Below are 11,260 nucleotides of genomic sequence, written 5' to 3'. Positions count from 1 at the left end.
CCCCTCACCGGTATGGAACAGCTTGGTGGCATGGAAGCTGAGCGTGGCGGCATCACCGTGCTTGAGCAGGCTTTCGCCTTTATATTTCACGCCGAAGGCGTGGGCTGCGTCGTAGATGACTTTCAGGTTGTACTTTTGGGCGATGGCGCCGATGGCTTCCACATCGCAAGCGTTGCCGAACACGTGTACTGGCACGATGGCGCGGGTGTTCGGTGTAATGGCTGCTTCGATGGTGGCCGGGTTCAAGCACCAGGTGTGCGGGTCTATGTCGGCAAATACCGGCTGTACGCCGTCCCATTTCAATGAACTGGCTGTGGCTATGAAGCTGAACGGGGTGGTAATGGCTTCTGGCTGTGCGCCAGGGTTTGCGTCGCTTACCCCCAAAGCGCGATAGGCAATTTGCAGCGCAAGCGTGCCACTGGAAACCAGCAGCAGGTTTTCAACGCCCAGATAGTCTTCCAGACGTTTGGTCAGCTCTTGTACCAGTTGGCCGTTGTTGGTTAGCCATTGGCGTTCGTAGATGCCGTCTATGTAGTAGTTAAGCTTTTCACGGCTGGGGAAGTAGGGTTTGGTGACGGGTATCATTGAGCGTCTTCCAGCAAGTCCTGTAGATATTCACCGTAGCCATTTTTTTTGAGCTGATTGGCCTGTTCTTGCAGTTGAATATGGTCCAACCAACCCTGATTAAACGCAATCTCCTCAAGGCAAGCGATTTTGTAGCCTTGACGCTTTTCAATGGTTTCCACAAACTGCGCGGCTTCCAGCAAGCTTTCGTGGGTGCCGGTGTCCAGCCAGGCAAAACCCCGGCCCAGCAGTTCAACGTTCAGATTGCCCTGCTCCAGATAGGCGCGGTTTACGCAGGTGATTTCCAGCTCGCCCCGGTGGCTGGGCTTTACCTGTTTTGCGATGTCTACTATCTGGTTGTCGTAGAAGTACAAGCCGGTGACGGCGTAGTGTGATTTTGGCTTGGCGGGCTTTTCTTCGATGGAGATAGCCTGGTGGTTTTCGTCGAATTCCACTACGCCGAAGCGTTCCGGGTCTTTAACCTGATAGCCGAACACGGTGGCGCCTTTACCGGATTTCGCATTTTCGGCGGCTTGTTTAAGCTTGGGGGTGAAGCCCTGCCCATAAAAGATGTTGTCGCCCAGTACCAGGCATACGCTGTCATCACCGATGAACTTTTCGCCTATGATGAAGGCCTGGGCGAGGCCGTCCGGGCTTGGCTGGATTTCGTAGCTGAGGTTAATGCCAAATTGTTCACCGGAGCCCAGTGCACGCTTGAAGCCAGCCTGATCTTCCGGGGTGGTGATGATGAGGATATCCCGGATGCCCGCGAGCATGAGTACAGAGAGTGGGTAGTAGATCATGGGTTTGTCGTACACTGGCAGGAGTTGCTTGGAAGTGCCAAGTGTTATGGGGTACAGGCGGGTGCCGGAGCCGCCCGCCAGAACGATACCTTTCATATTTTCATTCCCAAACGTTCTCGTTGATAGCTGCCATCTTGAACACGTTTGCACCACTCTAGATTTTCGAGGTACCACCGTACGGTTTTTTGAATTCCGGTTTCGAAGGTTTCTTCGGGGGCCCAGCCGAGCTCTCTCTGGATTTTTCTGGCGTCTATGGCATAGCGCATGTCGTGGCCGGGGCGGTCTTGCACAAAGGTGATGAAGTCCCGGTAGCTGTGTTCCTGCGGACGGAGTTCCTGCAGGATGTCGCAGATGGTGTGTACGACTTCTATGTTCTTTTTTTCGTTGTGACCGCCGATGTTGTAGGTTTCGCCCCCTTTGCCCTCGGTGACGACTTTGTAAAGGGCTCTTGCGTGGTCTTCCACAAACAACCAGTCACGGATCTGGTCGCCTTTGCCGTAGACCGGGAGCGGCTTGCCTTCCAGGGCGTTCAGAATCATCAGCGGGATGAGTTTCTCCGGGAAATGGTAGGGGCCATAGTTGTTGCTGCAGTTGGTGACCAGTACCGGCAGGCCGTATGTGCGCTGCCAAGCGCGCACCAAATGGTCTGAACTGGCTTTGCTGGCGCTGTAAGGGCTGCTCGGGGAGTAGGCGGTTTGTTCGGTAAATAGGTGTTCTTCCGCATTGGGCGTTTCGCCTGGGTGCGGGAGGTCGCCGTACACTTCGTCTGTACTGATGTGATGGAAGCGGAAACTGGCTTTTTTATTACCCTCTAAGGCCTGCCAGTAATGTCGAGTGGCTTCCAGCAGTGTGTAGGTGCCTACGATGTTGGTTTCAATGAACTCCGCCGGGCCGTCTATGGAGCGATCTACGTGACTCTCGGCAGCCAGGTGCATGATGGCGTCTGGCTGATGCTCGCCCAGAACCCGGTCGACTTCGGCACGGTTGCAGATGTCGACGTGTTCGAAACTGTAGCGCTCGCTATCGCTTACCTGGACCAGGCTTTCTAAGTTTCCGGCGTAGGTAAGTTTGTCGAGGTTGACCACTTCATCTTGGGTGCTTTGGATGATGTGGCGGATAACGGCGGAGCCTATGAAGCCAGCGCCCCCAGTAACTAGTAGTTTCATTTTGGTATTTTGCTCAGGTTAAAACGTTGTGATGGAAAGGAGCATACCCATGCCAGGACAGCTAAGTGGGTTTAAAAACGATAACTCCAAGCAGCCGAGACAAACCAATCCTGCTTTTTTCCAGACTCAAACACTATCCGGTCGTTCAACGCTTGCGCTTTGAGCTTTAACCAGCCGCCGACGAATGGCATCCCATAACTTGCATCAAGCAACGCAAACTCCTGTTGAAATGCGGGAACGTTATAGAACACACTCGGATTACTCTTCGCCACTCGGCTTCTGCTATCGGTGTTCAAATCAGCCCACGTCAGCGCAATACTCAGATTGTGGCCGTTAGGAAAAAAATTGTAGGCACCCAAAGTTGCGGCCTCGGCATCACCTTCGAATGTGCTCGCCATGTTGCGACCATAATAGCGGTAGCCGGTTTGGTAAGTACTGTGTTCGTAGGCGATGCTGGGAATGGCGTTGCCAAGAAAGTCGTCAGCGGTGGTGTTTGTATACTCCAGATACCATTGCTGCTGACTCTTGCCAAGACTCGTCGTCCAGTCGGACCCCAGGAGCCACGATTTTCTGGCCGGGAAGGCGCCAGCCTCATCCTCCCCTACCATCTGGCTATAGACGCTCATGCTGCCCTCGCCAACGGGGAAGCCGTAGCGGACATCAATACTTGCGATCTGGTTACCCGGGTCGTTTTCTTCCAGCTGGCCGTTATCTTTGCCAATTATCGCGTTCCAGATGGTGCTCGCGTTCTCCGGTCTGCCATCTCCGCCAAACATGATGGCCCTGGAGAGGCCAATATCCAAACCTTGCACTGGCCGGAAAGTGGCCCGCATCCCAATCAGTTTAGCGTTCGGCACTGCTCGTTCTTTCTCGTACTGGCCGGCGAACACTGTGAACTGCCAGGGGCCTATCCAACTCAGCCATTTGCTTTCAAAAGGCTTGGCATCTTTCCGGTTAAGCCACGCAGTAGGCATGGGCCTGGCATTGGTAGAGAGGATCAGGCTGTTGCTCCAGCCCGGGCCCCACCATCGCTCTATGGCACCGGCACCCAGCACCCAGTTTGCGGCAGTGCCAGCCAGGTAGCTGCCGTCCAGCCTTATGTTTTCGTCGTCTTCCGGGTCTATGGCGTAGGTAAAACTGGCGCGGGCGGCCCAGTTTTGGGCTTGCAGTTCTACTCTTGCGGTGGCTTCACCGGCTTCCCTCGGGCCGCCATCAAAACCACGAATAAACGGAGTCTCTGTAGTGCCCGCCAAGGTGATATCGTTACGCATACCACCAGCCGCCTGGTAGTTTTGCTCGAAGGCCAGGTAGGCATTGGCACTGTTTACGTTTGCGTCGGTGTGAGCACTACCCTGATCTTTCAAACCGGTGTCTATAGTGGCCCACATTATGGGCCAGGTCGTGACAGTACGGTTGAGGTGGCCCCGGTCTGCCAGCTGTTGCACAGCATGCCTGGCCCTGGGGTCACCTGGCTCCAACCAGGGCGCCGCCGTTGCCTGCCCCACCACTGCCGTGGCCAGGATTGAAACAGCAAGCCCTTGAACACTGATCAAGCAGTTCTTCCGTAAGCCTGTCACGCTTTGTCTGCCTTGTATTCGTAGTTGTAGTATCCGTATCCGCCGTACCCGTATGCAGAGGCTTTCTTTACGACACCGTTGAGTATGACGCCCTTCACCGAGATGTCGTTTTGTTCAAACCGCCGCTTGGTTAGCTCGATCTCTTTGATCGGGTTCAAGCCAAACCGCGTGACCAGCATGGTTGTGCCTGCATGGCGCCCCACCACAGCGGCATCGGTTACCGCGAGAATGGGCGGTGTATCTACAATCACGAGGTCGTAATCCGGCGCCACTTTTTCCAGCAACTCCTCAAAGCGCTTGCTCATCAGAAGTTCTGACGGATTAGGGGGCACTGGGCCCCGGGGCATAAAACTGAGCATGCCCGACATATCGGAACAATGAATTGCTTCGCTTAGGCTGCATTGGCCAGAAAGAACACCGGAAAGACCATTCTCGTTGGAAACTCTAAAAATTTCATGGCTGAACCCCTTCCGCATATCCGCATCAATGAGCAACACTTTCTGATCAGCCAAGGCCATGATCGCGGCCAGATTAGTAGACACAAAGGTTTTACCTACACCTGGGCTGGGGCCGGAGATCATCAATATATTATTTTTGGCATCCATCATGCCGAAATGGAGACTGGTACGCAGGCTGCGTAAAGACTCAATCGCCAAATCTGCCGGGTTTTCGATCGCCAGCAAGTTCACAAGATTGGGCGTGCCTTTTTTGCGTTTTTTTCTGTCCAGAATGTCGTGCTGCGTTTTGGAATACGGAATGCCCGCGTATACCGGCAAGCCAATGCGCTCAATCTCATCCGGGTTTTCCACACCGCGGTTAACGGCTGCGCGCACCAGCACCACGCCCACCCCGATCATGCCACCAAGAAAAAATGCAACGGCTACAATCAGTGATCTCTTGGGGCGAACCGGCGCATTGATGTTCACCGCCGCTTCATCCAGAACCCGCACGTTGCCGACCGTTCCGGCCCGTGCGATATCCAGCTGCTGGATGTTTGAGAGCATTTGCAGATAGATTTCGTTGCCAACCTCTACGTCGCGACGCAGCCGCACCAGCTTTTGCTGGGTTTCCGGAAGATTACCAATACGCTGATCCAGTTCCGCCCGTCGTGCCTTAAGCTCCTGCATTTGGGATGCCCAAGCCCGGTAACGGGGGTGAGAATCCCGAAAGCGCTGTTCAATTTCAGCCCGTTGGATTTCCAACTCGGAAATTCGGCGCTCCAGGTCCACTACCTGGTCCAGAATGGCTTCACCTTCTGCCGTAATATCAATAGTTACGGCGTCCACTTGGTATTCATTCAATTTGCGCTCGGCTTCTTCCAGCTCTTGCTTTACCTCAGGCAGTTTTTGGCGAAGGAACTCAAGAGACTTGGAGGCCTCGGCGCTGCTACGCTCAACGTTCTGTCGAACGTAGTGCTTGCCCACCTCATCCAGAATGCGCTCCGCCAGGCGGTAGTTTTTATGTTCGTAGCTGATGGCAACGATGCCGGAGTTCCTGCTTCGTTCCGAAGCGCTCATGCGTGCCTGAAGATCGGCGATGGCACTAAACCGGCGCAGTTTTTTAACGTGGAACCAGGTACCGGGGCGGGCGATGAGTTCTGTGACCATCAACCCGTAACCGTTGGCGTCTTCCGGCTCATTCACACCGCCTTCAAGCAACAGATTGCCGGGAGCCACTTCGTATTCATACAACGCCCAGCCGCTTTCTGTCGCCTCAAGCACCAGGGGGCGCCCTTCCGCGCCTTCTGGCACGCTTAAGCGTGACATGGTGAGGCTTTCCCCACCCCATGCGTAATGGTCACCCATCAGCGGCTCGGCCAACTCGCCGCTGGCGCCCTGAAAACGCTGAGCCATGGCCTCGCCGATCACGGGGAAATAATTTGGGCTAACCTGGATATCCAGCTGGAGGGAGTCCACCACGTTACCCAACACACGGCGGCTCTTGATGATTTCGATTTCGGTGGTGGCGCTGGACTCCGAGGCAAAAAGCTCTGAAACCCCCTCCATCCCTGGCAACCCACCCTTATTGCTTTCAATCTGAATCAAAGCATTAGCTTGGTATACCGGCACCTGAATCAGCGCGTAAAACACACCTATCAAGGTAATCAAAACAGTAATGGCGGCAATCAACCATCGGCCATCCCATAGGCTGCCCAATAAAGCCATCAGGTCGATTTCATCGTTGTCCGGTTGCTGCGGCGGGTTTTTGTCAGTCATTGAAAGTTATTTATCCAGGTATTTAAGCCAGGCTTCAGACGCCTGGTCGATCAATTTATACGCGTGCTCAAACGCCGGGCGTTGTTGTTTGTAGGGATCTGGCACATCCTTGTCACCAATCCATTTACCCATCAGAAAAGCTTTGCCTCGAATTTGAGGCGCTGTTTGGTACAACTGCTTCAGGTGCCCCCTTTCCATAGCAAGAACTATGTCGGCGTTAGCCAAAAGAGCTTCCGTCGTTTGCCTGGCCTTGTGCTCGGACGCATCCATGCCATGCTCTTGCAGCAATTCGAGAGCAGTTTCATCTGCAGGCTTTCCGACAAGGGCCGAAATCCCAGCAGACTCAATGACGACTCCAGGCCGATGCGCCAGCTTTTGGCGCAACAGATACTCCCCCATGGGGCTGCGGCAAATATTCCCCACACAAACCACGAGAATACGGTTAAACATAGCCATTAGTTTGTGTCCGTTACTTCGTCTTCTGCTCGCGCGAAGAAGTATATCGCCTGTGCTGTGGGAACAATTTGGGCAATCAGACGATTCCAGCGCGCAATGGGAGCAGCGGTTACATATACAATGTCTCTGGGTTGGAGGAAAAACTGATCAGCCAAGACCAGAGCGGTGGCATTACGGGCGTTCAGCTGATACACGTTTGCCACCTTGTTACTACCTTCAGGCGCCCGGCGCACTACAAACACGCCACTGGCATCGGCTGTTGCTTGTGCAAACCCACCCGCTTCGGTAAGAGCATCGGCCAGGGAGATATCGCTACGACCAAAATTAATGCTTTGAGGGTCTACCACTTCGCCCAACACAAACACCTTGGCAGCATCGTTGCGGGCTACATGAACAATGTCGTTAGGCCGGAGCACAACATTTTCTTTGATATTGCCTTTCTGATACAGCTCTCTTAAGGAAAACTGGTGCGTTTTATCACCCCGCGTAAGCGTTACGTTAGTCCAGTCTGCGACCTCAGTCAGGCCACCGGCCTGGCTTACAGCTTCCAACAACGTTAAAGGGACGTTGGTAATCGACTGTGTACCAGGCGTTTTAACTTCGCCCGTTACGTACACCCGCTTGGAACGAAAGCCAGCCACGGTAACATCCACCTGGGGAGATTCTATGTATTCCGCGAGCCGCTCACGGAGGATGTCGCGAATTTCTGTTACTTTCAGGCCCGCAACTTTCACTCTGCCCACATAAGGGTAAAAAATTGTGCCGTCACTATGAACCCAGTTGCCAGCCTCTGTTGGCGTACGCATTGAGCCAGCAGGAATGGTCAGCTCCGGGTGATCCCACACTGTTATGTTGAGGATATCCCCCGCATTTACCACGTAGTCGTAGGATTCAATTTCTTTCTCAAGATCCGCATTTTGGGCGGGAACCGCCGCCGATTTTCCTTTCATCGTCCTGATGAGCCTGGGCGTGATGGAGTAAATATCTACCTGGGACTCAAGATCCAACGCTTCCTCTTGCTTGCCTCCGCTCTCTTCGCTGAACCATTTTGAGGTGCCGGAAGGAATGTGCGAGCCAGGAATTGCGGCACAACCGCCAAGAAAAACCATTACAACAGCGGCGAGCAGTTGTTTCATGTTAAAGACCAGACCTTGAAAGAAGATGTTATTTTGAACCGCAAATGATGCGCATCTAAAAGCAATTTGGCAACCGCTCTTTCAGGCACGCTACCGCCCCACCGACCAGGGCCCAGTGCTTTGCGGTCATTAAAATCAGTTTTCTTAAGACAGAGGATCAGCCGCTACAGCGGGAGGGAGTTCCCAACGGAGTCCTTGTCAGGGTTAATTTGCTGTATTTCAGAATTGTGACGATTGTACGCGACACCGCATGACAATCAAGTTACAACACCGACGCTATTCGGCCACAGATATGATACACATAAAAAGACGATATATATTACCCTATCCGATAGTCGATCATATATTCGGCCCGCCTCAATTTTTACAAGATTTAACCGGCCTGCCACCCCACCGCAGACTGAAAACGGGCAAAAAAAAGCCCGCGACGGGATGGCGGGCAAGGTTGTGCACACGACTTTAGCCTCTTGAGCAACTTCGAGAGGGCGAGCGCGCCACTCAAATCAGAGACTTGGTGGCAGACAGCGCCCTGACCCAACCGGAGTCGAATGGTCAAAGCAAGCCGAACCACATAAGTTATGCTATACGATAATAAATATAAATCAAGGAAATATTAAAAGTCCTGAGCAAATCCAGATCACTAATGACCAAAGTCACCACAGAAACCTATCAGACAAAGCCGCCCGAGCAACCTTGCCTGACAACTCGCGATCTCAGTTCCAGAGCCCCAGGTGCTCCATCGTTTCTATCGTTATCGCACCGGAGGCGAGCCCGTTTTCTATCTGATACAGGGTCAGAGCATCAATGGTGTTCGGCCCCGGCAACCCATCCAACTCGCCAGTGGAGTAGCCGAGCCCGACAAGGCGGGTTTGAATTTCGCGAACCATATCCCGCGTCAGCTTGTGGTCACACACGGCTTGGCGCGCAACAATTCGTGGGCGACCATCGTACCTCCGGACATTCACATTCACGGTTTCGGCCGGTATTTCCCGCTGCTTTGTCTGGGCAGGCTCTACAAGTTCAGCAACCTCAAGGGTGTCAATCTCATCGTCCACCTTAACGGGCACAACCTGAGCCGGCTTGTCGATCACCTTACGGGTAACCGTTTTGTACTCTGCCGGAATAACCTCGGTGCGTGTGGTCTCGGGCTTGACCAGGCGGGTAACGGTCACCGTCTTGGTGCGCGCAGGAATTTCCCTGGCACAGAAGCCAAGCACAGCGGAGGATGCACCATAGGCGGCAGCTCCAGACGTACGACAAGGCTCCAGCTCGGTTCTGGCTGGCTCAAGCACAACCTCTTCCTGAACCTCTTCATACTGAGCAGGCTCAACAACCAATCGAGTCGTTTCCGGTTTCACCAGCACGCGCTCTTCAATTTCTTTATAGGTCGCGGGCTCCACCCGGAAGGTCTTCGTTCCTTCCCGGGTAACCACCTGCTTGAACCCCCGCCTGAACTCTGCGGGAGTCACATCCAGGCGAACTTCAGAATCCCGGACCCGGACAGTAACACTGTCATCAACGGGCCGGGGCTGTATCTGGGCGTATACCCAGCATTCACCAGGTTTGATTTCCAAACCGACGTCTGTACTCTGAGCGCCGGTCCCATTTAACGCAGGTATCGGTGTTCCCACACTCTCCTCTGCCCCCGTTGGCGAGGCAGGCGTTTTTTGTTCAGCGGCCTCGGCCTCACCCGTTTTCGCGACAGCAACCTCAGTCCGGACACCCGGCTCCGCCTCGGCGGCAACGCCTACCTTCACCGTTTCGGATGATGCAGAGGCTTCTTCGCTCGCCGGAGCAGCCCCTCCCCCAACTTCATAGGCGTACACACCGCTTACAGTCGAAGCGGATGGCTGTTCCTGAATGGCACAACCAGAAAACGACACAAATGCTGATGCGATTAGCGCGAGCCTGAAGGCTCGCAGATCCGGGTTAGCCATCCGATTCCTCATTGGCGCTTGATAACTTTTGGCAGATAGGGCGGCGAAACATTTACCGCACACCCCTATACCAACAACAAAGTGCCACAAGTATACCCGATCCATACTCCGGCGCGAGGATCGGAGGCTCATCCGAGCCCCAATATTCAAGCCTTTCTCTATGCTCATAAATCCACCAACCCCGCTTCCCTGTTAGTCCGGGACCCTTCACGCGTACACTCCCGGCACAATACACCTTGTTATCGTATAACAACAACTATACCATTCATTACGCAAAGTAACGATTCACTCAACTTCCTCCAATTCCCCGGGGAGCAACGTCTACTACGGAGCCTGCGCCATGCTGAAGACTACCCAGCCAACTGCCGACCAGAGCACACATTGCCCGGCATTACGCGGCAGACCCACCGACAACGGAAGCAGCCATCGCTCGGCAGTCCCAGGCGCCATTCAGGAGCCGGATACGCTTTACCTGATAAGACCTGCCGACCGCCTTCGAATGCTCGTGGAACACGGTTCCCTTTTCGGGCTGGAGCCCGTTTTCACGACAGCCGACCTGAAACCCTGGTTCACAGACATGTCGGATGCGGCCATGCGGGTGATGGTGAACCGGCAGTGCGCAAAGGCAGATGTTATTCTCTCGGTGTGCCATGGGGTTTATCAATCCGCCCGGCTCTCTTGGAATTCACACCAGATTCTCATAGCGGCTGCCAGGAAGCTGCGAGGCACCACGAACTTCTACCTCACCATGCACGGCGTTCAGCCAGCCCCTTTTAGAGCCGATAAGCGTACCTTTCTTGTCTGCCTTACCTCGGGCCGGGATGCCGTACTCAAGTCCAGACAACACGGAATTATCGTACTCAAGCACACGGCCCTTCCGATCGGGGAACTTCGGAGCCTGTTAACCTGGGACGAATCTCTTCGGTGCCTGAAAGCTCCCGACGCGCTGGCCACAACCGATTACTTGAGACATAGATCCGGCCTGAAATCGATGCTGAAAAATGCAGGCCTTGGGGAGGACTTTCCAGAACTGATGCAGAATAGCGGCCACTGAGCGTGGCCCTGAAGAAAGGAACAGGCGAGTGAGCGCTGAGGCCGCTCAGCTGATTTTGGTGGAAAGCTTCAGGCGCTTTCGCTGAACGCCTTCTTCCTGCCGCTGCTTTCCATCTCTCTCAACCAGCATGTCGGCACTGAATTCCGAAAGCGCTAATGAGCCCCGGCAAAAGTCTGCCAGCGCAGCCTTCAAGCCAGAAGGCATGGCCACGTCTCCAACATTGCCTCTGGACCTTAACGCCGCACCATCAAGAAGGTACACCTCAAATCCTTTCTCGGCCAGGGCTTCAACTTCCCCCCGGTACTGCGTTTGATAATCTTGGCGCATAATGAACTCCGGTATGCATAAAAC

Annotated in this window: 10 protein-coding genes; 1 reads left to right on the top strand and 9 read right to left on the bottom strand. The window is 54.2% G+C overall.

The window, feature by feature from the left end:
- From K325_RS0103775 to K325_RS0103740, 8 genes are all read right to left on the bottom strand, one after another.
- A partial coding sequence (locus tag K325_RS0103775) for a DegT/DnrJ/EryC1/StrS family aminotransferase (protein ID WP_029652927.1) occupies positions 1–585 on the bottom strand: 585 nt, incomplete at its 3' end.
- Positions 582–1,463 carry a glucose-1-phosphate thymidylyltransferase RfbA gene (gene rfbA / locus K325_RS0103770; protein WP_029652926.1) on the bottom strand — a complete coding sequence of 294 codons (882 nt, stop codon included), beginning with the start codon at positions 1,461–1,463 and terminating at the stop codon, positions 582–584. The genes K325_RS0103775 and rfbA, both read right to left, overlap by 4 nt.
- Positions 1,460–2,533: a dTDP-glucose 4,6-dehydratase gene (gene rfbB / locus K325_RS0103765; RefSeq protein WP_029652925.1), complete on the bottom strand. Its 1,074-nt coding sequence runs from the start codon at positions 2,531–2,533 to the stop codon at positions 1,460–1,462. The genes rfbA and rfbB overlap by 4 nt, the downstream gene beginning before the upstream one ends.
- Positions 2,534–2,604: 71 nt before the next feature.
- The gene (locus K325_RS0103760; protein ID WP_228128381.1) at positions 2,605–4,086 is read right to left on the bottom strand and encodes a capsule assembly Wzi family protein; all 1,482 of its coding nucleotides are present in this window, start codon (positions 4,084–4,086) and stop codon (positions 2,605–2,607) included.
- A gap of 20 nt (positions 4,087–4,106) precedes the next feature.
- Complete coding sequence (locus tag K325_RS0103755) at positions 4,107–6,326, bottom strand: polysaccharide biosynthesis tyrosine autokinase (protein WP_029652923.1); 2,220 nt, start codon at positions 6,324–6,326, stop codon at positions 4,107–4,109.
- A gap of 6 nt (positions 6,327–6,332) precedes the next feature.
- Positions 6,333–6,776, bottom strand: coding sequence for a low molecular weight protein-tyrosine-phosphatase (locus tag K325_RS0103750; protein WP_029652922.1), 444 nt, complete (start codon positions 6,774–6,776; stop codon positions 6,333–6,335).
- A 5-nt stretch (positions 6,777–6,781) separates the two neighbouring features.
- Complete coding sequence (locus tag K325_RS0103745) at positions 6,782–7,918, bottom strand: polysaccharide export protein (RefSeq protein ID WP_029652921.1); 1,137 nt, start codon at positions 7,916–7,918, stop codon at positions 6,782–6,784.
- A gap of 713 nt (positions 7,919–8,631) precedes the next feature.
- The gene (locus tag K325_RS0103740; protein WP_029652920.1) at positions 8,632–9,855 is read right to left on the bottom strand and encodes a peptidoglycan-binding domain-containing protein; all 1,224 of its coding nucleotides are present in this window, start codon (positions 9,853–9,855) and stop codon (positions 8,632–8,634) included.
- A gap of 340 nt (positions 9,856–10,195) precedes the next feature.
- Here K325_RS0103740 and K325_RS0103735 point away from each other — a divergent pair, with 340 nt between their 5' ends.
- Complete coding sequence (locus K325_RS0103735) at positions 10,196–10,909, top strand: hypothetical protein (protein WP_029652919.1); 714 nt, start codon at positions 10,196–10,198, stop codon at positions 10,907–10,909.
- Positions 10,910–10,954: 45 nt separating this feature from the next.
- On the opposite strand, the gene K325_RS0103730 is transcribed toward K325_RS0103735, so the two are convergent.
- Entirely contained in the window at positions 10,955–11,236 is a 282-nt protein-coding gene (locus tag K325_RS0103730; RefSeq protein WP_029652918.1) for a hypothetical protein, read from the bottom strand.
- Positions 11,237–11,260 lie beyond the last annotated feature (24 nt).

This window comes from Marinobacter daepoensis DSM 16072 (genome assembly GCF_000421165.1).
Taxonomy (GTDB): domain Bacteria; phylum Pseudomonadota; class Gammaproteobacteria; order Pseudomonadales; family Oleiphilaceae; genus Marinobacter; species Marinobacter daepoensis.
Note: the sequence above shows the minus strand (reverse complement) of the source record. Positions and strands in the feature narration are given on the sequence as shown.

Excerpts from the sequence above, each read along its gene's own strand:
- K325_RS0103730 (WP_029652918.1), bottom strand. The coding sequence starts at position 11,236 with ATGCGCCAAGATTATCAAACGCAGTACCGGGGGGAAGTTGAAGCCCTG.
- K325_RS0103745 (WP_029652921.1), bottom strand. The coding sequence starts at position 7,918 with ATGAAACAACTGCTCGCCGCTGTTGTAATGGTTTTTCTTGGCGGTTGT.
- K325_RS0103740 (WP_029652920.1), bottom strand. The coding sequence starts at position 9,855 with ATGGCTAACCCGGATCTGCGAGCCTTCAGGCTCGCGCTAATCGCATCA.
- rfbA (WP_029652926.1), bottom strand. The coding sequence starts at position 1,463 with ATGAAAGGTATCGTTCTGGCGGGCGGCTCCGGCACCCGCCTGTACCCC.
- K325_RS0103735 (WP_029652919.1), top strand. The coding sequence starts at position 10,196 with ATGCTGAAGACTACCCAGCCAACTGCCGACCAGAGCACACATTGCCCG.
- rfbB (WP_029652925.1), bottom strand. The coding sequence starts at position 2,533 with ATGAAACTACTAGTTACTGGGGGCGCTGGCTTCATAGGCTCCGCCGTT.
- K325_RS0103755 (WP_029652923.1), bottom strand. The coding sequence starts at position 6,326 with ATGACTGACAAAAACCCGCCGCAGCAACCGGACAACGATGAAATCGAC.
- K325_RS0103750 (WP_029652922.1), bottom strand. The coding sequence starts at position 6,776 with ATGTTTAACCGTATTCTCGTGGTTTGTGTGGGGAATATTTGCCGCAGC.